The organism is Enterococcus sp. AZ141 (genome assembly GCF_051714385.1).
Classification (GTDB): domain Bacteria; phylum Bacillota; class Bacilli; order Lactobacillales; family Enterococcaceae; genus Enterococcus_D; species Enterococcus_D entomosocium.
The window spans coordinates 1,254,886-1,278,817 of the sequence record NZ_JBIORT010000001.1 but is presented as its reverse complement, the minus strand read 5'-3'; the positions used below and the strand labels follow the sequence as shown (position 1 = coordinate 1,278,817).

The window sequence follows — 23,932 nt, the reverse complement described above, 5'->3', positions numbered from 1 at the left end:
CTCGGGCTAGTGAATCTGCACTGATCAAGTAACTGTCTTTCATATTAATAGTGGGACCTAAATGATGACCTACAAAATGACGAAAGACAGACATTCGTAGATAAGAACTGTGCAAAACAACAAGCCTAAAACGTTTATCTGGCCTCTCAAATTAGCTTCAGCCAATCAAACTTTAGAAGTTCTACGCACATTTCTACGGTACCATAGATTTATTTTACGCTTATGGCTATCGTCAAGAAATAGTAATCTTTAAATGAACATAACAGCTTCCAACACAGCACAAGGATAGACAACATGTAATCAAGAGATTCCCCCAATTGTTCCTGCATAAAAAACCCATCCTTTCTATCTATTAACTGAAAATGATAAAAAGACCGATCAACACAATCCCAAAAGTGATACCATCTAAAACAAACCATTCTTTTTTACCATAAGACGCCTTGGTAGCAAAAAAACAACTTATTCCATAAAGAATAAATAGGATTCCTACTGTTATAGGAAACGTTAACCACTCTGTCCAGCCATTAACAAATAAAAGAAGAATCAATGGTAAAATATAAAATAATGCATACCACTTTTTTAAATAGTGCGGCAGCTTCTGGTAATTTGAATACATCTATTTATCCTCACAATTCATTTCATATTGGTCATTTATTTCTGATATGAGCAGTAAGTACTTTCGTTATAAAATGAGACAAAACAAAGCTTAGGATGATAATCCCAAAAGTAATAGCAAAAGATAAAATCGTATTCTCCAGTAAATTAGCAAATAAGGGCAGCTTAATATACAAATAACACCCAATTGCCGCAATAATACTACCTGCTAAATAGAAACAAAGCAGTTCAGTGACTGTTTTTGAAGAATGAACGTTTCGATCAACTGATGAAAAGTCGCCATTTTGAAAAGGTATTGGTGATCCTGTTTGTGAAGGATCAGATTTTGTATTCATTACGTTAAAGGAATTACTAGATAGATTGCTAATTGAATGTTGTTTTCTATTCTTTTCGTGATTGTTCATAGCTATTCAGACCTGCTTCCCTAAAAAAATTCATTATTTTCAATTCCTTCAAAATAATCTCAATACCATGATTTCATGCATTTGTGCTATTGCATCTATTCAAAAAACTCTATATTTTCAAAACCAAGTCGAATCAACAGCACGTTGTAGGATCATCGGTCCATGTTTTGCTTCATATATAAAATCTTTTGACTGTAATCCAGTACACTCCTTAAAAATTTCCTCAAACATTACAGATCCAAACAAACAATATTTACCTTTTCATTTAAATACAAACATACATCATATTATATTGCGTTCCTCTTAAGCATTTTTTTCAAGATAAGCTTCAGTTCTTCCTATCTCTAAAATAACAAAAAACCAAATAACCACTCGAGCATACTAACAAAGGAAGCCCGACATAGAGCATACCAGTTCCTAATGGATAATTAATAGCAAGATCAAGTTGGATATTCTTAAGTTCTTCTTTGCTGATTGTGTCAAAATCTTGAATAGGGATCAAAATCGTCTGTAAAAAAAGGCCAACGATCGTCATAAAAAGGCTGATCCCAAAACAGCCAATTGCAAATTTTTTCATAAGAGTCCTCTTTTCAGCATACACTTTCTTACTGTATGTTCTTATTATACATACCAATCATTAAAAAAAGAACCTTAAATTATTTTTTAACATTAATTTTACAACAATAAAAAGAAAATGAATCAATCAGTGAATAAAAAATTGACAAGACTCAATTAGTACTATATAGTTCTATTATGGAAAATTATAAACGTTCAAATAAAAACCGAGTGATCGAAACAGCCGCCAGCCTTTTTCTCAAAGTCGGCTACACGTATACCAGTATGGATGAGGTCGTGCAGCAAAGCGGTGTGTCAAAATCAAATGTCTATTACCATTTCTCAAGTAAGGAGGAATTATTACTAGCAGTGATTGATTTTTGGATCACTATATACCAAGAAAAACTAGCAGACATTTTGAAACAGACCAATCTAACTTTGGAAGAAAAAATGTTGACCTTTCTAGAAAGTTTGGCTGAAGAAATTGAAGAGCGGGACTATCAAGGCAGCTGTCCCTTTATTACTTTCATTATGCAAGCGCCGAAAAATGATCGGCAGGTCCAAGAAAAAATCAATCATTTTTTTGATTATTTAACGCGCATCTGCGAGGGATTGATTCAAGAAGGAATAAATACTAAAGCATTTCGTGAAGACATCAACGTCAAAGAAACGGCGGAGATTTTTGTGAACAACCTTGAAGGGGCACTTTTTTTAGCAGAAGTAAAAAAAGAGAGTCAGTATCTCACTACTACAGCCAAAAATTTATTTAAATTACTCGTTTAAGAGTAATTTTTTTATATAAAATTAGGACTAAATAGTTCTAAAAAAGGAGAAAATAATGAATATTTTAATTATCGGGGCAACTGGGTTTATTGGCAAAGAAATCGTCAAACAACTCGCAAGGGAAGATGTTTTCTTAACATTACTTGTCAGAAATCCAGCGAAAGCAAGACCTTTGCAAGCATTAGCCCCTGAAAAAATAGCGTTGGTAACAGGCGATTTAACAAAAGAAAACTTAGGCCTAAATGCGATCGACCACGAACGAGCAATGCACTGCAACATGATTCTTCACTGCGGCGGTCCGATGGATATCAACTTATCAGAAGCAGCCGCGAAGAACTCCATTTTAGAAGGCAGCAAAAACCTCATGACCCTTGCAACAGAAATCAACAAGAGAAACAAATTGAAAAAGATCATCCACGTAGCTGGGTACATGAGCCCATTCACGGATGATGCTTCTGTCTGGGAAACGACGGATGTGTTCAAAGAGGTGCATCCAGCGTTACTTGGAACCCCGCCCTATGAGCAGATGAAGTTTTTATCTGATATTTATATTCGACAAGAAGCGAAAAAGCACCATATTCCTTTAGCAGTAATCAATCCGCCAACCGTCATCGGTGATGAGCAAACAGGCAGCACCGAACAACTCGAAGGCTTTGGCTTATTTATAAAAATAATCCGAAGTGGAGCCTTACCTGTTATCCCCGGAGGAACCGACTATCGACTGCCGTTAATCAATAAAAATGTACTCGCTCAATTTATTGTCAAAACCATATTCAATGAGACAAAAGACGAAATGACGTATCCCCTTGTTGCCGATAAACACGTCGACAAAGAGATCGTTCAACTGATGGGGCTGATTTCTGAAAGTCTTAATCGAAACAAACCACGGCTGACTGTTCCTTTTGGTTTACTCAAGTTCGTTATGGCAGCTGGCGGAAGCAAACTAACGGGTATTCCTGAAAGCAGTTTAAACTTTTTGACCAATAGAACGTTTGACAACCGGCTGACAAAACGCGATTTTGAACCGGAACTGATAAAAAAAATAGCAGCATCAAACATCCCGCTAGCAGTAGCTGATATTGATTTTCGCTTGACCTATGGGGAAGAAAGCCTAACACCCTACACACGAATAGCTGTCAACGAAGCGACGGTCTATCAATTGGAGGGCTCTGCTACTCCTCTCGTGCTTTTGCATGGCTTATTTAGCGATGGCACCGATCTCTTTCAACTGGGACTAGCATTGAATAAACAAACAGGCAGAAAAATTATCATTGCAGACTTACCAGGATTCGGAAGATCTCCGTTTATTAAAAAGCAACAGCTGTTGACACCATATCTTGAGTTGGTACGCTCACTAAAGAATATCCTGCCTGATGGCTCTGTCTTTATCGGCCATTCTTTTGGGGCTGCCTTGTTACTAACAGCCTCTGAACAGCGCTTCTTTTCAGAGAACGACCAACTGATTCTTTTACAACCACCTGTCCACAAAATTGATTCGGTCCCTGCATCATGGCTCAGTAAACTAGCTTTAAGACATGCCTCTGAACGACAATTACTCGCCTTTTTTACAAAAAAAGGACTGCTGATAGACGAAGCAGTCTCTTCTACCGAGTACTTAAAAAGAGTGAAAAAGAGTGTTCGTTCTTCACGGATAGTCAATACAACACTTCAACTAAATCGGTTGATAAAAGAAATGACCCTTCACCAAAGAATAGATCCTTCAATTCCGATCATATGGGGAACCGAGGATAAAAGCTATTTACCGCCAAGAGAAACGAATAAAATAGTCGATCTGCCATTGGGTCATCATTTTCCAATCAGCCACCCACAGGAAACAGCTGATGTGCTGGTAGAGTTGATCAAAGGTTGATTTTAGGGAGATATAATTTTCTCAAGAACGCTAATCTACTTACGAAAATTCCTACTTAATATAATTAGTAATTGAAAGGTGACCCTCTCTTTGATGAGAATAGTGTCAGTACCTTCCTAACATCCTCCATATAAGAAGATATGTTCCTCTATGAAATAAATTTACATGGCCTCTGTGAAGGTTTCTATCTCTCAACTATCAAGAAAGAGAAGCTTGGCTGAAATCTTTTTCAAATAAAATAAAGTACCCGGAAATAATTTCCGAATACTTTATTTTTTAGCCATTACGCTTTATTCGCTTTTCTTTTTTCCAAAAGAAAATTACACCTGTTAGAAGCACAATTATGACACCTGCTACTAATTCAACTACTGATTTGTTTTCATTTGTTTTAGGAAGTGTTACCTGTTTCTTACTATCAGAAGTTGTTTTTTTCCGATTCTCTTTCTTTTGTTCTGGTGTCGTATGCGTTGAATCATCTTCAGGTTTTTCTTGGCTAGGTTTTTCTTTTACTGTGACTGTAGCCGTTACCGTAATTCCATCATAACTATACGATACTTCATAGCTACCGGCTTTGCTCGGATCAACTTGACTGGCGTCTACTGTCAAGTCTTCGTACACGACTTTCTTTCCTGCTTTGTCTAATGCATTGTCAAAATTTTCTTTTGCCGTCCATTTATCTCCCACATAAATCGTAGAGTCATGGACATTGATGGCTGTCATTTTCTCTTTAACCGTAATGATCGCTGTACTCGTTACACCATCATACGTATAGGTAACTTCGAAGGTTCCTTCTTTACCCATATCTGCTTTACTAGCATCGACCGTTAGAGCTGAAAAATCAACATTGTTGCCATCTTTGTCTAACGCACTATCGAAATTATCTTCTGCTTGCCAGCTATCCCCCACGTAGATCGTTGAATCATGGACGTTCACCGAGGTATGTTTTTCTTTGACTGTAACAATCGCTTTACTGGTTACACCATCATACGTGTAGGTAACTTCGAAAGTTCCTGCTTTACTTGTATCGGCTTTACTAGCATCGACCGTCAGTTCTTGGAAATCTATCGGATTACCATCTTTATCCAACGCACTATCGAAGTTATCCTCTGCTTGCCAGTTATCCCCTACGTAGATTGTTGAGTCATGGACATTGACGGCTGTCATTTTTTCTTTGACCGTAATAACCGCTGTACTGGTTATACCGTCGTACGTATAGGCAACTTCGAAGCTACCTGCCTTACTCGTGTCGGCTTTACTAGCATCGACAGTTAAAGCTGAAAAATCAACATCGTTGCCATCTTTATCCAACGCACTATCGAAATTATCTTCTGCTTGCCAGTTATCCCCCACATAAATCGTGGAATCATGAACATTGACTGTCGTTTGTTTTTCTTTGACTGTCACGGTTGCTATACTGGTTACACCATCATACGTGTACTTGACTTCAAAGGTTCCTGCTTTACTCGTATCGGCGTTACTCTCATCAACCACAAGGTCTTGGAAATATATCGGATTGCCCTCTTTGTCTAATGCACTATCAAAGTTGTCCTCAGCTTGCCAGCTATCTCCTGCATAGATCGTGGAATCATGAACATTGACTGTCGTTTTATTATCTTTTACTGTCACTTTAGAGATACCGCTGACAGAATTAGTAGTATTGGCACTATTATAATAGTACCGATATTCTACTTCATAAACGCCTGGGTAACTTAAGTCTACTTGATCACCAAGGATCTTAATATCATTAGTCAGAGAATATAGTTCATCTCCCAAATCGTCTGAGGCAGAAATAAAACCATCTTGTGGGTTCCAGCTTTCCCCTGTATATAAGGTAATGTTCCTTACATTTAATTTAGGAACTTTCGCCCACATATAGTCGCCAGCCATCGTATCACCATCATAGGTTTTAGTTAGTTTTTCTCTATCATACCTAGCTTTAGTTTCAACATTTATCCAAACACCACCGTAAACTCCGTCATTCGGTGGCGCATTTAAATAATAGCCGCCAAGTACTGTTTTTTTACCTAAAGTTATATAATTCAAGTTAGGAGGAAATGCGCTAGTGTCATACTTCCACGTATCAATATTAGACATATCCCAACTTGAAATATCTAAAGTCGTAAGTGCACTTGAACCAAAAAACATAGAATCCATTGAAACTAAACTAGCCGTATTAAGACCGGATACGTCTATTTGTTTAAGTGCAGGCAGATGTTGAAAAGTACCTATCATAGTTGTTGTGGCATTCGTATTCAAGAAATTTAAATTATCAATTTGAGTTACATTTGTAAGGTACGCAAAAAAATAGTCAAGGTGAGTGCCTGCAATCACCTCTCCCTCCAACACAACTTTTTTAATTGACTGTCCGTAATCAAACCACGATGGCTTATCACCTCCCGCTGGAAATTCAGGAAGCTTCCCTGAGTAAATATGTAAAATCCCATTTTCATCAATTACCCAAGCACTCGTTCCATTTGTTCCCGTAGCTATGTCGCCAACAGCGGAACTATTTGCTTGCTTCTCCTTGTCATTGCCCCCCTCCTTACTACTTAATTTTTGGTCACTCGAAACTGTCTTACTTTCCGTTGGTTCAGTGTGTTCAACGCTCTCCTTAGTTGCAACGGTTTCACTGACAAAATCAGCCCCATCGGTCTGCGATCCACTTTTTAAAGTATTAGTGTTAACAACGGTCTCTTTACTCATTGTATTGCTTTCACAAGTTTTTTCTCCACTATCATCAATGCTTGTTTCATTTGGAGTAAGATTTTCTTCATTTTGTGTTAGCCGATTTTCAATAACATCAGCTACGACTTGGCTGGAATTTATCACAGAAGGGATTGTTAATATAAACATACTAAAAAGTATTACTAATCTTTTTTTCATTTTTAGCGCTGCCTTTCTTTCTTACATTTATCACATATTCAATTTATTAATGAAAATTATTTTCGCACAGCATTTATTTGTAATTAATAAATTTATTAGCAATAAAAAAACGTTAGATTATTTTGCGTTTTTTAAATCATGGTGGTATGATAGCACACAGAAAAAGCGCTCGCTATCTACAATTCTGGTATACCAATGTACGGAAATTGTGTTGGAGAAAAGGGGAGGATTATGTGATACCTGATTACTTAAGAAGGGAAATATCTGTTTTATTTTTTATCATAAACAAAGAACAAACAACCACAAAAGAAATTGCCGAAAGCCTGCAGCTCACTCCTCGAAAAGTACGTGATACCTTAACCATCATCAACAAGCATTTTGAGGAATTTCATAGCATCAGCAGTTTTATTCTCATAAAAAACTCTGGTGTGGTGCAAATCAACTCTGAATTCAAAGAACATTCAGTCTCTTCCGCCTACTCTCTGAAATTGCACCTATTAAAAAACAATGCAGCTTTTAATTATACCGTTTTGTTGCTTACTCGAAGCGCACTGAATAAAGATCATATATTAAATGAACTCTTTATTTCCCCCAGCTATCTGAACATACTAACCCAAAAATTAAATGAGTTTTTCTCAGGTTTTGATTTCCGCATTACAGTTAGGGAGGGCTACTATACTTTAGTTGGAGATGAAATGAATATTCGCTTGTTCTCTTATCTATACTTGCAAGATTCTTTTCATGATTTAGAGTGGCCATTTCAAGATATCTCCCTTCACAGTATTCGCGCATCAGTTCCCGAAGAAATCCTAGAAGAATCTTACAAGCGTTCTTTTACAAAAAATAGATCACTTTATATTTTGTATGCTATTTTGCAAACAAGAATCCATAGTAATCATCGATTGGTTCAACCAGAATCCCTATTGACTCGAACTTTGTTTACAATTATTTTTGAAAGTTTTGATGCAGCAGTAATCTTTCAAAAAAACAGCTTCGGATCCCTTGGTGATAGTACGAAAAATAACGAGATTCTCTATTTTAATTTTCTTTCCCATCTTTTCATTTCAGACATTATCCCTATAGAAGAAAAGATAAAACTAGGAAAAACTTTTTTCGAATCAGATCATTCTTATTGCACTTTCTCTCGCGACGTTTTGGCAGCTAGTTCTGTTCTAATAAACGATAAACTCTCTGATCAGAACAGGCATCTTGTTCTCTACTATTTAACCTTATTCAACGCTTTTTATTTTTTGATAGGAGATACGATTGACTGCTTCGCTCAACTATTTATTCCACCTTTATTTTTTCGATCAAATGTTCAAAATGACTATATGAATGTCATAAAAAAAACTGTTTCTATCTACACCAAAGATGAAAATCACACCAAATATTTATCAAGTCTGTTCTATACGCTCCACACCGCTAATATAAAGACAGAAGTTACAATATACTTACAACTAGTAAAAGACTATTCCGCCAGTTTTTATATTGAAAATAGTCTTATGAACTTCTTTAATAAAGAACACATCAATATTACCGATAATTACGAGATAGCCGATATTGTCGTTACTGATACATTAGTACGATCCGATCCTAAGAAAAAAGTGTTTTATTTGAACTCGATAGAAAATGACGGACGATGGGCTGAGTTACTTTTTCTGATTCAACGTGTTTATTTGGAAAAACAGCACATCCAAAAGGAAAAATTCAGTTTGTAAAGGTTATAGATGTGCATTTTTCTCGGGTACAAATACTCAACATACGATCTATTCATTCATTGTTAGGAAGAAATTCCTTTTTCAAGAAAGCATATGAATTATCTATTGAAGTGATACATCTATAATAGAACGGCTTAGTTCATGCTCATACACTGCTCGTTTTCTTGGTACGATTTTTTAAATACTCTCTTTAAAAATTGATACTAAATTCTGAGAGTCTTGTGCCAATCATTTTTGACAAATAATAACTTGCGACTATCAGGCTTCATTTATACCTTTGGTTCTGATAAAAATTTATCATACACAAATAAAGTACTTGGGAATGAATCCCAAGTACTTTATTTAATCATTACGATTTATTCGCTTTTCTTTTTTTCCAAAAGAAAATTCCACCTACCAATAACACAATTATGAACCCTGCTGCTAATTCAACCACTGATTTGCTTTCGTTTGTTTTCGGAAGTGCTTCATGTTTCTTGCTACCAGAGTTTATCTTTTTCTGATTCTCTTTCTCTTGTTCTTGTGATGTATGCTCTGAATCATCTGCAGGTTCTTCTTGGCTAGGTTTCTCTTTTACTGTGATGGTGGCCGTTACTGTAATTCCATCATAACTATACGTTACTTTGTAACTACCTGCTTTGCTCGGATCAACTTGACTAGTATCTACTGTCAGGGCTGAAAATGCGACATCGTTACCTTCTTTATCTAACGCACTATCAAAATTATTTTCTGCTTGCCAGTTATCTCCTACATAAATCGTGGAATCATGGACATTGACGGCTGTCATTTTTTCTTTGACCGTAATGATCGCTGTACTGGTTATACCGTCGTACGTATACGTGACTTTAAAGCTGCCTGCTTTACTCGTATCTGCTTGACTAGCATCAACCGCAAGATCTTGGAAATCTACTGAATTACCATCTTTGTCTAACGCACTGTCAAAGTTATCTTCTGCTTGCCATGAATCTCCCACATAAATCGTAGAATCGTGGACATTCACCGCAGTTTGTTTTTCTTTGACTGTAACAACCGCTGTAATCGTCACACCGTCATACGTATAAGTGACTTTAAAGCTACCTGCTTTACTTGTATCTGCTTGACTAGCATCGACAATCAGATTTTGGAAATCTACTGAATTACCATCTTTGTCTAACGCACTATCAAAATTATCTTTCGCTTCCCAATTATCCCCCACATAAATCGTGGAATCATGGACATTGACGGCTGTCATTTTTTCTTTGACCGTAATGATCGCTGTACTCGTTACACCATCATACGTATAGGTAACTTCAAAGCTGCCTGCTTTACTTGTATCTGCTTTACTCGCATCAACTGCAAGATCCTGGAAATCTACTGAATTACCATCTTTGTCTAACGCACTATCGAAGTTATCTTCTGCTTCCCAGCTATCCCCAACATAAATCGTAGAATCATGGACATTAACGGCTGTCATTTTTTCTTTAACTGTGACAATCGCTGTACTCGTTACACCATCATACGTATAGGTAACTGCAAAGGTTCCTGCTTTACTCGTATCTGCTTTACTAGCATCGACCGTTAGGGCTGAAAAATCAACATCGTGGCCATCTTTGTCTAATGCACTATCGAAATTATCTTCTGCTTGCCATGGATCACCCACATAGATTATTGAATCAGAGACATTTATAGCGGTCAGCCGAGGCTTGACAACTATTGTTGCATCCTTGGTTAGATTATTGAGAGTATAACTAACCGTATAAGTACCCGCTGTCTGTGTGTCTACTGTACCAGAAACAATCCCGCCATTTGCCAAAAATTCCTCATAGGTTAGCTGTTTTCCTTCTTTTGATGAAGCTTCGATAAAGTTATCAACTGGTGACCATGTGTCCTGTGTATAAATAGTACTATCTTTAATCAAAATATCGGTATAATCAATTTGCGCCTTCTGATAAACATAGGTAACGGTAAACTCACCACGTTTAAATTTTCCAATAGCATCGACAGGTAACTTACTTGTATCTAGCTCATATCCAGGAATTTCTGGAATATAGTCACTAGTTGAAACGTCATAGGGCTGATTTGTACTATCATCAATTCGACGTGAAGGGTAGATTTCATTACCTGATTCATCTACATACTTAATGGTTAAGTGACTGTTTGTAAAACGGATATTGTACGTACCTGTAAATAGGTCATTCCCGTTAGCATCCTTATAAGGAATAACTACAGTAAAACCGAGAAAGTTAAAACCCTCAAGCCCCCATCCCTGGAGGAAACTATCCCATGATATATGCAATGGATTTACACCTATTACTGGATTATTATGTGATGATCCTAGGACAAGAAATTTTTCATTTGATTTATACTCGTAAAAATTACCATAATCGCCACCCAATGTAAGACGAAAATATAGCTCATCCTGCTTATACTCTTCAGGGATTGGTAAATCTACATCCAATGAAATATATTTTAAAGGATCATATTCGACTGTTAAATCATAAGTGAACGTCTCTGAAGCTTCCGTTGGAGTCATAAGCATCTTCGAGTCTTTTTTATGTATTTGATTCTGATCAGCATTATCTGTCATACTTTCGCTCGTATCGGATTCAGATGACTGGCTATCGGATAGTTCTTTACTATTATCCGCTTGCTCCTCATTACTAGCAGCATCATCTTCTTGACTGCTTGACGTTTCATTCTCCAAAAGGTTTTCCTTTGCTTCACTTTCAGAAAATACATCTTTGTTATCAGGCGACGGTTCCTGATTTTCACTTTTTTCAAAGCTGTTCAAAGATTCCGATAAAAGATTGCCAGCTTCTTGTTCTTGAGCGGGTGCTATTCCAAGCGTATCTGTCAATGCTTGTACTGGATTCATTACAATTGACCCAAACAATAATCCAACTAAAAAAAGGTGCATATGTTTATTTTTCATTTTTTTCTCCTCGTTTCGATTTAACAAACGGCATCTTGGCATTAAATTACGCATTTTAATTTATTAAAAAAACCACCTAACTAAAGTTATTACATAAAATTATTTGCTAAATGCTATGGTTTATAATGTGTATCTTAAAAGTGCGTAACCTAAAATTCAAAGGTCCTTACTATCGATTATTTCTTCATCTTAAACCTCTCATCCATATAATTATTTAATCAAAAACAATAATCGTACTTTTTCTATTATCCTTTTTTTGTGTGTATAGGAATTTCTATTTTTTTCATGGAATTAAAATATTAGAACGGCAGACTTTGGATGCTTCTCACTAGAGAACTGACATTTTGGTATAACAGTATACGAGAATGGTGTTTTAGAACCAGGTATATTATCTACTTTTTTCATAGGTTCTTGACTGTGTGGTTATCCGACACTATATTGATATCGATTTACTCACACCTAAGGGACGGAGTCAAACCTGGTATATTTTTTTTGATAAAGAAAATATCTATAAACTCCATCAAATTCTCGTTTTTAAAAATAACGGATACAATCAATTTATAACTTCCGATATTATCTTAATTGTGGTGACAGCTCGGAGAACAGCGGTTGTTGTTAAAGAATAGAGAATGTTGTACATTTCTATAAAAAGCGTTTCAAAATAAAAAAAGCACGGTGCGGATTGCCGTGATCTAATTTATTTCTTTACGCTAAAGGAAGATACGTAAATGGGTTGTTACAACATTCGTAAGAATACGCAACGTGAACAACCGCTGTTCAGTTTCTGATCGGTGATTGTTTTTTTGTCTCGCTAAAAAAACCTCTCAAATGGATGAGAGGTTTTCGATCTATTGAAAACAAATCAATTTACCGATATATAAATGGCACTTCGTAACGAATACATAATGCTCTATTCAACTTTTTTCTACATCAACTAAAAGTAAATAAAGATCTACAAACACTAACAGTTACTTCTTTTTCATATTCTCTATAGTCACACCCCCTCTAGACAATATTTAAATAAATAACTAGAAAAATTACGAAACAAGTGACGGTCAGTTCGATTATATTTTCTGTACGTCGCGTACGGTTCTTAAAAAAAATTCCTGGAGCAGTCGAAGAAAATTGGGAGCGCTATTTTTGGGGGATAAAAAATCCTACTAATATTCCTACTAGGACCAAGTAGAAGGGCCAGTTCGGTGAGATCCCGCGATTAAGAAAAGCCATGGCGAATGCAATCACGTAAATCACTACCTGAATAACCGTAATACTGTAAACCTTTTTTAAATCTTTCGACATCGTTGTGCCCTCCAGTAGAAGAAAAAAATCTTGATTGTAATAGAAGTGCTACGGCGTAACCGAGTTTTATAAAACTAACTGACCAGATTACAACATCCTTTTCAACCGCATAAGCTGTCAATGAAGCGAATCTGCCTCGCATTTGAAAGGCTGTTGTTGGCTGATTCCCTATCCGCTTATTTCTCGGTTAACTCATCCCTGAATTTCAGGAATAGCTCTTTCGCTTGTCCTGTATTCATATTTGTCAGGTCTTTGATTTTCTTGACCATGCCAATATCATTTTCGTTTTTTGAAAGCATTTGTCGTACCATTTCTTCTTTGATGTCTGCTTCTTCTTCCTTCGTTAAATTTCTGACTTCTTTCTTTTTACCAAATAATCCCATCCTGCTCTCTCCTTCTTGTAAAACTTACGCGCTTTTCACACTAGCCAGACTGCGCACTCTTTTTTACCTAAAATGCCGTTTTTCTGTCCATGACTTGATTCCTATACCCTAATCTACCATTTCCGTCGAAATCGAGGAGATGGTTAGTTCTCCTTTTTATTTTTTGGGAAGATATAAAAATAAAACGCGGAGCCAATGATGATCGCTGGCGGCACAGAGATGCTCAATAATTTTAAAGCGGTGGTTAAAAGTACGCCTAACTTTTCTTGAATAGAAAGATTCATAATCGTGCTGAAGTCTTGATTGAACGAAGTAACAATCATCGTGACAAAAAAGAGCAAGCAAAAACTAATCACCCCATACTTGATACTTACTTTTAAATCATCATTGTCTTTCTTAGTTTCTTCCAAAAGTAATGTTTCTAATGAGATATCCAATTCTTCGGCTATTTTGATCATATTTTTTTTGCTAGGGTAGGTAGCACCTAACTCCCATTTTGAGATTGTCTTGTCACTTACTTCTAATAATTCTGCTAGCATACTTTGCGTTAGCTTGTTTTTTTCTCTATATTCTTTCAGCTTCATTGCTAATATCGTTTCTTTCATATTGACCACTCCTCATCGATTTCTACCTTTCATTTTGACATAAAACCTACCATTTAACAGGAATTCTTGAAAAAGAGAGTAGAATAGAGGGGATTTTTAGCTACTTCTGGTGATTTACCTGAAATATACTACCGAATCCTTCCTTACAACAATAGTTGTTGTGCATTCTGATATCTTCTAAATAATATCAAACCAGAAATCATAAGCATCTGTAAATAATTAAAGGAGACGCAAAAACTTCCCAGTTTTTGCCCTCCCTCATTTCTCAAGAAAATATGTTAATAGAAGATTCTCTTCCTATCATTCACATTAAAACAAGCCAAAGTATTTTTTCACTTCAATATACACTAAAGGAAAAATGGATAAGCCGATTACCCATAGCCAGTCAACTGCACGAAGAGAGACAAAGCCAAAAATGGTTTGCGTGAATGGAATCGTTACTAACAAGATAATGATCAATGCACCTATGAAGGTTGTCATTACTAACAACGGATTGCTCAAAAAACGCAGCTTCAGGATAGATTCTTTACTTCTACAATTAAACATATGCACAATAGTTGATAATCCCAATACAATAAATGTCATTGTCTGCGAAACCTCTATCGATTCTAGACGTCCAATTAGAATCGCGCCTAATGTGACGCCTGTAAAAACAATTGAAATTTCTACAATTTTTACCAATAATCCTTGCGCAAAAATGCTCGTGTATTTAGTGATAGGGGCTTCCTCCATTGCTTTTTTATCGACTGGTTCAATACTAAGACTCATTCCTGGGATTCCATCTGCAACTACTTTTATGATTAACAATTGAACCGCTGTAACAGGTGCTCCCCACCCAACGAGCAAGGAAATTAAAACGATCGTCAGTGCAGAAATATTGCAACCAAGCATCGCGTATAATGATTTTCTGATATTGCTGTATACCCGTCGTCCTTCTTCAACCGCCTGAACAATCGTCGCAAAATTATCGTCTACTAAAACCATATCAGAAGCTTCCTTTGCTACTTCTGTGCCACCTCCCATTGCGATCCCTACATCAGCTGCTTTTAATGCAGGTGCATCATTGACACCATCGCCAGTCATAGCGACAATCTCATCATTTTTTTGAAATGCTTTTACGATTCGAATTTTATCTTCTGGGGAAGTACGGGCAAAGACTCGATAGTCATCAATCACATGGGCTAATTTTTCATCGCTCATTTCATGTAAATCCGCGCCGGTCATTGCTTTTTTCCCATCGGTGAGAATTCCTACATCTTCTGCGATTTTTTTTGCTGTTAGTAAGTGGTCCCCTGTGATCATTACGGTTTGAATCCCTGCTTGTTTTGCAATAGAAACAGCCGTATAGCTTTCGGGCCGAGCTGGGTCGATAATCCCAACAAATCCTGCAAACTCTAACTGACTTTCAAGAATTTCTTCAGTAAGACGTGTAGGTTTTTCATCGTATCTTTTATAAGCAACGCCCAAAACACGGTATGCTTGATTGGCCAACTCATCATGCTTGCTCACGTAGGTGGGGTTGTTCGCATCAATGAGATCCAAGCGATCAAAAGCCCCTTTTGTGACAGAAACATATTGGTTGTTTACTTTATATAAGACAGTCATTCTTTTTCGTTTTGAATCAAAAGGAACTTCATGAATCTGTTCAAAGGTTGAAGCGACTTTACCTAGTTCCTCTTTAGTGAAGAGCGATGCCAGTTTTTTTCTGATCGCCAACTCTGTTGGATTACTAGTTACTGTTGTATTTTCTTCCATCGAACTAGCAAGATAGAAGAGAAATAAGAGATTTTTATCCTTCTCTTCTGTTATTTCTAAGCAGGAAGTCAGTCTATCCTTCATGATAATAACTTCTTTCACGATCATCTTATTTTCCGTAATCGTTCCAGTTTTATCTGAGCAGATGATTGAAACACCTCCAACGGTTTCTACTGTTGAAGGAGTCCTAACGATGGTTTTCTTCAGTGCCATATTTCTCATCCCAACAGCTAGAGAGATTGTTACTACGACTGGCAAAACCTCTGGAATAGCAGCAACAGCCATGGATATTGCGGTCATGATACTGGTCTCTAAAGACAATCCTTTGCTGATTCCTATAGCAATCGCTAGAAAGCCAGAGAGAATAGCGATTAGTCCTAGAACTTTCCCAAGTTTTTGCATTTTTATTTGTAGAGGTGCTATGGTTGTTTCTTCCTTGCTTAATAAGCTCGATATTTTACCAATTTCCGTATTCATTCCTGTCTTTTCAACTCGAACGTTTGCTTTTCCTGTGACTACTAATGAGCCAGAAAAAACCAAGTCTTTTCTGTCCCCTAAAGAATCTTCTTTAGAAGAAATATAGGTGGGATCTTTTTCACTTGGTTCACTTTCACCAGTTAGAAACGATTCATCAACAAAGAAATTACTACTCGTTAAAAGTTTAGCATCTGCTGGAATACGGTCCCCTAATGCCAACTGAACAATATCACCAGGAACAATGTTCAAACTTTCAATCTCTTTTAACGCCCCATCTCTGAATACTTTACTTACGGGAACACTTATCTTATTTAATTCACTTATTGATTTTTCCGCATGTTTTTGCTGTCGAATCGACAAATATAGATTAAGAATGACAATTGAAAAGATGACTATTGGTTCCGTAAAATCATCAGGGTGGTTTTGAAATGCAACGTAACTAGATAAGAGCGTTGCAACGATTAAAATCAAGATGGTAATATCCTTCATCGACTCTTTCAAATAGTCATAAAAATGCTTCTCGTCTTTGCTTTCTATGGAATTAAACCCATATTTTTCTAGCTTCATTTCTGCTTCTTTACTGGAAAGTCCCGACTGGTTAGGGCTCTTTCCTTTTTCTTTCAATTGTTCTTTTAACATCTGCCTATACCTCCTAAAACAAAAAAGAAGTCAGACAAACTAACCATAAAAGCCTAAGGTTAGTTTTTCTGACTTCAATAAGATTTATTCCGGCGAACAAATCTAATGTCATTATTTAAATTCCACCTAATTATTGCACATCCGAATATTTGGGTCAAGATTTTCACGATGACCGATCAATCAAAATGAGAGAATGGTATGCAAAATCGAGAAAAAGTACGTGTACATCCTTATCCTATAGACAAGAAGCTCGCCCTTACAAAATGATTTCAGGACTTTCTTTACTTAGCACATAATCATTACCTGCTACTTTAAAATACTCTTGAACCAACTGACTTAACTCTTTGATTGCTTCATTCGCCCGAGCCCGTTGCGTTTCATTGATCGATTCAATGAATAAAACAGCATTGGTGGTCTCTTCTGTTAGCATCGTACGTTGGGCTTCCCGCCAATTTAAGCATCGACAGATTGCACCTTTCTCATCATAGTAAATGACTTCCTTTTCCAAGGCTGGGGAATCAGTATCTGCACCTAAGGGAAAGAAAGATTCGCCACCTTTTGCAACGCCTAAATGAAGGTCGGCAACGATTGTATCGAGGTCTTCTCCGCCTAAAGGGACACCATATTTCAAGGAAATACTATTATAAATATCTACTAAAGGATTGATGGGAGAAAATTCTCTGTCTTGATTCACCCGTTTCAACAGTGCTTCGATGGAAGAGCGTACCCCTTTTTTCGTTTTAAATTGCTGAAAAGCACTTCGCCATTCTTGGATCACTTGGTTTTCACTGAAGGTGTCGGTCGTTAAGTAGCGCTTCGCTTGTTCTTTACTACTTTTTAGCAAGTCAGTAAAAAACGTTTCGTGTGCAGCATCGGCAACATTGTTTATATTTTTTACAACAAGGCAGTTGATTTGTGCTTCTGGAAATAGTGCCCAAAATTCTTGATCGATCATTATTTTCTTCACTTTCTCTACACTCCTGTTTAGTTTATTTGAACAAATTCATGTCCTTTATTTTTCAGGATCTCTGTTTTTTCAGCAGCCAGCCGAGCTATATCCTTTTTAACAAAATATCAGCTACCTGTGCTTCCTACCCTAGGTAGCATGAATGTACATTCAATCAGAGCCAATCTCCCCAGCGGCGTTATTCGTTTAATAGTCTCTTTTGATCCCATTCTTGACGTTGACCCAATCAACTTCTACCGAAGATTTTATTTTTTTCAGCATTTCCGCAAGATTTTTTCTTTCTAAAGCAGATAACTGTTGAATCGCTACTTTATTTGAATAGTTATTTTCTCTTATGATTAATTGAACCGCTTGTTTCCCTTTGGCGGTTGTGTATAAGTGTTTGATTTTTTTATTTTCTTTGTCTGACTCTTTTAGAATAAACCCATTTTCCTCTAACTTTTTTACCGCCCGGGACAAAGTCGTGCGATCAACTTTGATCAGTTCGGCTAATCGTTCAGGAATAATTCCTTCATTTTCAAATATACGAACTAAGTAAATGTATTGTCCTTTACTGAGTTGAACCTCTTTAAATTCAATATTAGCAATGGATTCCAACATTCTACTGATCGAACCTATCTCACGAAGTATATCCTCCACGAACTATCCCCTCCCTATCTAGCACTATAATAGCCCATTATTGTTGCATATGCAACAATAATGGGCTTGATTTACTTTTTTACTCACTCTTAGAAAATGGGTGTATTGAATAAGCTTGTCTCAAAAAAGCAGGAGAATACCGAGAAAAACTTCTCTGTACTCTCCTTTTACAAACATTCCAAGTAGAAATACTATTCGAATTTCTCCTCATTTCAAAACCAAATTCATGAAGATGATTGCTTAGTACAGTAGTGAATGAATCAACTTCGTTTTCATTTACTTTCCCCGAATCGTATAATTTCTTTCTTTTTGCTTGCTAAGTTTTTATTTAACCTTGTCTAACGCAGATTGATTGGTTACATCCAATTCGTTGTTTAAAATCACTAAAATTCACATTAGATTTACGACATAAGTTTATGACGCTCTCTCGAGCTTATTTCAATGAGAGTTTACCAACGTATCAAAAACTATTAAGTTTCTGACTCTTTCTAAGAATTGTCCTAATATTCATGAACCTAAATTTTAAATGAACAATGATTTATTTACGAGTTTATGAACACAAAAATACAGTGACACATATAAATTATTGTATCTAAAAAGAGTGTCCAGAAATTCGTCACTTTCTTAACACTCTTTGTCGAAAAATTAAGAAGATCAAAAGCTATTAAATTTCTTCCCCTCATATAGCTGTTAAAAAAATCATGAACTAAAATTCTTATAAACACCTTTTTTAATTGTTGTTTTTTGTATATCTTTTCAAATGTTTTGCTGTGTATGAATCTTCTAACGTTAATAAGTCTATTGGGTACCCTTGAAACAATACTTTACCTCCAAAGTTCCCCCCGCCAGGTCCCATTTCGATAAGCCATTGAGCCTGACTAATTATTTTGAGATTGTGCTCTAGAACAATCAATGTATTTCCTTTTTGCAAAAGTTTATTCAACAATAATAACAGCCTGTCAATATCCGCCTCATGAAGGCCGGTAGATGGTTCATCTAATATTAGACAGTTAGAAGTATTTTGAGCAATTATTTTTGCTATCTTTAAACGCTGAAGTTCTCCACCAGAAAATGTATCTAGCGACTGCCCCAACTTCATATACTCTAGATGAACATCCATGAGAATTTGCATCGTTCTGATCAATAAGCGATCATCAAACAAATCTACTGCTTTTCGAACTGATAATTGTAAAATATCGTAAATAGTGAAACCATGCCATAAAATAGATAAGGCTTCATCGTTATATCTTTTTCCTCGGCATTTCTCACAAACTTGCTCTGCATCCCCCATAAAAGCCAAATCCATTTTTATCACTCCTTTGCCTTTGCACAGAGGACATGCTCCTTTACCGTTATAGCTGAAAAGAGAGGCACTTTTACCAGAACATTGCGCGTAGATGCTCCGAATTTTATCAAAGACATTTAGATACGTGAGAACATTTGAGCGAATGTTGCCATTTATCTGACTCTGGTCTAATATACTTGCTTCAGGATATTTTTTTTTAAAAAGATAGCGAATGAGTGTGCTCTTCCCAGAACCAGCGACTCCGGTTACAACCGTTAATGCTTGTTTTGGCAACACCACAGAAGCGTTTACAACATTGTGCAAACTAACCTCATTTAATTCGTAATAGGAAGAAAATTGTTGTCTTTGTGTATTAACGTTCAACTGATCTGCCAACACTCTTCCAGTGATGGTGTTCGACTTCAGTAGTTCATCATAGGTTCCTTCAAAGGTGATATTTCCACCGCTATCCCCGGATCCAGGACCGATCTCAATAATATGGTCTGCAATTTGTATAATATCCGGATCGTGGTCAACAAGAACAACAGTATTTCCTTTATCTTTTAACCCCCTAATTATCTTTGCTATTTTTTGAATATCTTCTGGATGGAGTCCAATACTAGGCTCATCAAAAATATATAGAATATCACTAAGGGCACTGTTAAGATGCTTAACCATTTTTATTCTTTGAGATTCTCCACCAGATAATGTTGCTGTTGGACGGTTAAGAAACAAATAACCTAAGCCAACTTCCTCCAAACTCTGTAGTTTCTTACTTAAATCTTTCAAAATCACCTGAACAGCAGAAGAATGAATCCCTTTAATAAATTTGCTTAGTTCAGGAATAGGCATCCTTACACAGTCTGCGATCGATTTTCCATTTATCTTTGCAGAGCGAACGAGTTTACTTACTCTAGTGCCTTGACAATTGGGACATTCTTTCACTTGCAGAATGTGATTTAATGGTGCACTATATTGCGTGCTTTCTTTTTCGATAAAATTTTTGGTAATTCTGGGAATGATCCCTTCATAACGTGCAGTTTTTGGCCATTTATTCGTAGGATTACTTGGAGTGCTGCCGAGATCATTTAGTAAACGGTCCAATTCTTCTGCTAGGTAATCTTTAATTTTTTTATTGTTATCGAAATTACCAGATTCTGTATACCTAGACAGGCGCCATCCTCTCGGTTGAAAAGTAGGAAATTGAATAGCTCCCTCTGATAAAGATTTGTCAAAATCGATTAATTTATCGACATCAATCTCTTTGACCTCACCTAATCCCTTACAAACTTCACACATGCCCTTGGGATTATTAAACGAATAATTCATAGAATATCCAATAAAAGGGGTTGCAACCCTCGAGAATAGCAGCCTTAAACTTGAATATATATCTGTTACAGTTCCAACTGTGGAACGTGCATTTCCTCCTAGTTTCTTCTGATTAATCACAATAGACACTGGTAGATTTTCTATTTTATCAACGATTGGTTGAGAATAGTGAGGTAGTAGCTGTTGGATATAACTCGAATAGGTCTCGTTTAGTAATCGTTGGGATTCAGCTGCTAAGGTATCAAATACCAAAGAAGATTTTCCCGAGCCTGAAACACCTGTTACGACAGTTACTTGATACTTAGAAAGTTTCAAAGAAAGATTTTTTAAATTGTTTGTTTTAGCTCCTTCGATAGAAATGAGATCATTCATCATACCTCAGCCTTTCCGTTTTAAGCGCTTCTAAATATTTCTTTGCTAGTTCAGCGAACTGCTCTTTTTCCTTCCGATTAAAAACTGCATTTGCGATTTCAGATAAGTGTGTATGTCCATTATCAATAGTTGTTAATAAATGACTTCCCTCTTTTGTCAAAAAAGTGAGTAGTTCTCGACCATCTGTATCATTGGGTTTCTGTTGAATATAATTCATTAATTTTAGCTCTTTTAACGCCTTTGAAAGTTTTGTCCTACTAATTCCTAGCAAAACACTCATTTGTGACGGGCGCATCTCAGTTTCAGAATTTAGAATATTTAAAATATCATATTGAAGCCAACTAATTGTTTTAGGATTTAGTCTGGTTCTTTCAGCCACCAATTCACATTGTAAGTTTACTAATACCTCTTCTAAATTATTCATTGAAAACTTCCCCTCAAATTGATTTCTATTTGGAAACTATATCATTTGGGAAATCAGATGTCAAATAGGTAGTCTATCCATCTGGCGCTTATCATTGTTGTGCGTTGATTCCTGCTTAGTCAAGCAGCCTCTTTCGTAGAAAAATGACAAGTTATTGAAATGGCTAAAAAGGAGTCATGATCCAATGAATTTCTGACACTGGAAAACTTAATTATCGGAAATTCATCGGCCCAAACTAAAAATAGAGTACTCAGAAAATAGATATTTCCAAGCACTCTATGTATTAAAAATCTTTCTTTCACTATCAAAGCAAATGATTTAACTCAAACGATCAATTTGGATCGCACCTTTTATGACGATCAATTTGAGCAGGACATGCGTACTTGAATTCATTTGTTCAACAGGTTTCCCTCGTTAACCATGGCTGCTTTTCTTAGTGTATGATTCTAAACTAAATTCAGTTTCTTCATAGGGAACATCTTCCGCATGTATGCGATTGTATCGCTGCTTAAATTTTCGAAACCCAAACACCACTAACACTTTCACGATTGCATAAAGTGGTATACCGAAAATCAACCCAAACATGCCGAAAAGTTCACCCATTATCCATAGCACAAAAATAATTGTTACTGGATGGATCACCATATGTTTTCCCATGACCTGAGGTTCGATCAGCTCCCCATTTAATAATTGAACAACGATCCAGACAATGCACAACTGAATGAACATCGTAGGAGACGTCATGATTGCAATGATTGCACAAGGGAAAAAGGCGACAACCGGTCCGATATAAGGAACGATAGCTGTTGCGCCAACAAGAAATGCTAAGCTTCCAGAAAAAGGCATGTCGATAATTAAGAAGCCAATAAAAGTCAATGTTCCTATGATCACACAAACGACTAGTTGGCCCTTTAGATAGGCGCCCACCTGATTTTCCATCGTCCGAATGATTTCTTTGACTTCATGACGTAATCTAGGGGGGAAGATACCTAAAGAATACTCTACAAATTGACGGTCATTTTTCAATAAAAAGAACGTGATGATCGGCACTGTCAATAACAACAATAGGACATGGGTAATCGTTGAAAACACTTGTGAAGCACCGAAAATAATATTGCCCAGATATACGCCCACATTATTAGAAACTTGATTTATCCAATTCGCCAGAACCTCGAGTCCCTCATGATATGCTTGTTCATATCTAGTATTTTGTATAAAAGTTTCTATTACTCGTTCAGCTTCGATCAAATAATTTGGGAAGTTTTCGATCAATCGTTCAAATTGTTGGATAAGTAACGGCAGTGCGAGGGCAGTTGACAAGATGAAGGCAGCAGTAAGTGTGCATAATGTAATAATAATACTCAGTACTTTTGAAAGTCCTAGCCCTACCAAAAACTTTACAACTGGTTTAAGTACAAAATATAAAACGAGCGTCATAGTCAACGGAGGAAGAACCACCTGAAATACTTTAACTACTGGATCAATCAAAAAGGTAAGATTTTTGAACAGCAATAGTGTTGCGCCACCTATAAACAGGACCGCTAAGATGTATAAGAGTGTAGCCCCACCCAACATTTGTATCACTTTATGTTTCTTTTTCATTTCTTCTCCCCGTTCTTTCATTATCTAAATCAATCTTCTTTTCTTGTAAAGATTAGCTCACCCCAAATGGACCTTTTCATTCACTAATCTCCCCCACTTGAGGATTCGATGCGATTTGAAATGAAGACAACTTTTATTTAATAATCTTACCATAATTAGTCATAAAAATACCTCTAAGCTATATCTCTAGCCTAGAGGTGTTTTGATCGTATTCTTGCGTCCGGTCAAAAACTCCAACTCGAAAGGGTTATCTCATTCTACTGTTATAAATGTAGTTCCATTCAGTCTCTTTGTAATTATTCCAATGGAATTGCGCTTTCTTAATTTCATTCTTCTCTTTGTAACAGCTGCCAACGCGAATCGCATACGTAATTAAATTGTTTCGAAAATCGAAATATTTTCTGGAAGTCTTACAAC

The 23,932-nt window shown here is 36.5% G+C and carries 15 protein-coding genes; 3 read left to right on the top strand and 12 right to left on the bottom strand.

Features of this window, described 5'->3' with window-relative positions:
- Nucleotides 1-647: 647 nt before the first annotated feature.
- Nucleotides 648-1,019, bottom strand: coding sequence for a hypothetical protein (locus IGI89_RS05905; protein ID WP_016612540.1), 372 nt, complete (start codon nt 1,017-1,019; stop codon nt 648-650).
- A gap of 328 nt (nt 1,020-1,347) precedes the next feature.
- Nucleotides 1,348-1,596, bottom strand: a complete 249-nt coding sequence (locus IGI89_RS05900; RefSeq protein WP_015510558.1) for a hypothetical protein — start codon at nt 1,594-1,596, stop codon at nt 1,348-1,350.
- A 176-nt stretch (nt 1,597-1,772) separates the two neighbouring features.
- Between IGI89_RS05900 and IGI89_RS05895 the strand changes: the two genes are divergently transcribed.
- Entirely contained in the window at nt 1,773-2,357 is a 585-nt protein-coding gene (locus tag IGI89_RS05895; protein WP_016612543.1) for a TetR/AcrR family transcriptional regulator, read from the top strand.
- Nucleotides 2,358-2,412: 55 nt separating this feature from the next.
- Complete coding sequence (locus IGI89_RS05890; RefSeq protein WP_061053404.1) at nt 2,413-4,227, top strand: alpha/beta fold hydrolase; 1,815 nt, start codon at nt 2,413-2,415, stop codon at nt 4,225-4,227.
- A gap of 276 nt (nt 4,228-4,503) precedes the next feature.
- Here the strand turns inward: IGI89_RS05890 and IGI89_RS05885 are convergent, their stop codons facing one another.
- Nucleotides 4,504-7,110 carry a bacterial Ig-like domain-containing protein gene (locus tag IGI89_RS05885; protein WP_438735427.1) on the bottom strand — a complete coding sequence of 869 codons (2,607 nt, stop codon included), beginning with the start codon at nt 7,108-7,110 and terminating at the stop codon, nt 4,504-4,506.
- 233 nt (nt 7,111-7,343) lie between these two features.
- On the opposite strand from IGI89_RS05885, the gene IGI89_RS05880 reads away from it, so the two are divergent.
- Entirely contained in the window at nt 7,344-8,828 is a 1,485-nt protein-coding gene (locus tag IGI89_RS05880) for a helix-turn-helix domain-containing protein (protein WP_244732626.1), read from the top strand.
- 349 nt (nt 8,829-9,177) lie between these two features.
- On the opposite strand, the gene IGI89_RS05875 is transcribed toward IGI89_RS05880, so the two are convergent.
- The 9 genes from IGI89_RS05875 to IGI89_RS05835 form a co-directional block, all read right to left on the bottom strand.
- Nucleotides 9,178-11,739 (bottom strand): bacterial Ig-like domain-containing protein, encoded by a 2,562-nt coding sequence (locus tag IGI89_RS05875; protein WP_438735426.1) that lies wholly within the window; start codon nt 11,737-11,739, stop codon nt 9,178-9,180.
- A gap of 1,475 nt (nt 11,740-13,214) precedes the next feature.
- Complete coding sequence (locus tag IGI89_RS05870; protein WP_016612556.1) at nt 13,215-13,421, bottom strand: hypothetical protein; 207 nt, start codon at nt 13,419-13,421, stop codon at nt 13,215-13,217.
- 143 nt (nt 13,422-13,564) lie between these two features.
- Entirely contained in the window at nt 13,565-14,026 is a 462-nt protein-coding gene (locus IGI89_RS05865) for a helix-turn-helix transcriptional regulator (protein ID WP_438735425.1), read from the bottom strand.
- A gap of 309 nt (nt 14,027-14,335) precedes the next feature.
- Nucleotides 14,336-16,897 (bottom strand): cation-translocating P-type ATPase, encoded by a 2,562-nt coding sequence (locus IGI89_RS05860; RefSeq protein WP_438735424.1) that lies wholly within the window; start codon nt 16,895-16,897, stop codon nt 14,336-14,338.
- Between the two features lie 256 nt (nt 16,898-17,153).
- The gene (locus IGI89_RS05855; RefSeq protein WP_016620263.1) at nt 17,154-17,852 is read right to left on the bottom strand and encodes a B3/B4 domain-containing protein; all 699 of its coding nucleotides are present in this window, start codon (nt 17,850-17,852) and stop codon (nt 17,154-17,156) included.
- A gap of 198 nt (nt 17,853-18,050) precedes the next feature.
- Nucleotides 18,051-18,503 carry a MarR family winged helix-turn-helix transcriptional regulator gene (locus tag IGI89_RS05850; RefSeq protein ID WP_016620262.1) on the bottom strand — a complete coding sequence of 151 codons (453 nt, stop codon included), beginning with the start codon at nt 18,501-18,503 and terminating at the stop codon, nt 18,051-18,053.
- Nucleotides 18,504-19,233: 730 nt separating this feature from the next.
- Complete coding sequence (locus IGI89_RS05845) at nt 19,234-21,489, bottom strand: ATP-binding cassette domain-containing protein (protein ID WP_438735845.1); 2,256 nt, start codon at nt 21,487-21,489, stop codon at nt 19,234-19,236.
- The gene (locus tag IGI89_RS05840) at nt 21,482-21,913 is read right to left on the bottom strand and encodes a MarR family winged helix-turn-helix transcriptional regulator (RefSeq protein ID WP_016620260.1); all 432 of its coding nucleotides are present in this window, start codon (nt 21,911-21,913) and stop codon (nt 21,482-21,484) included. Before IGI89_RS05840 ends, IGI89_RS05845 begins: the two co-directional genes overlap by 8 nt.
- Before the next feature lie 414 nt (nt 21,914-22,327).
- Nucleotides 22,328-23,515 carry an AI-2E family transporter gene (locus IGI89_RS05835; protein WP_225869324.1) on the bottom strand — a complete coding sequence of 396 codons (1,188 nt, stop codon included), beginning with the start codon at nt 23,513-23,515 and terminating at the stop codon, nt 22,328-22,330.
- Nucleotides 23,516-23,932 lie beyond the last annotated feature (417 nt).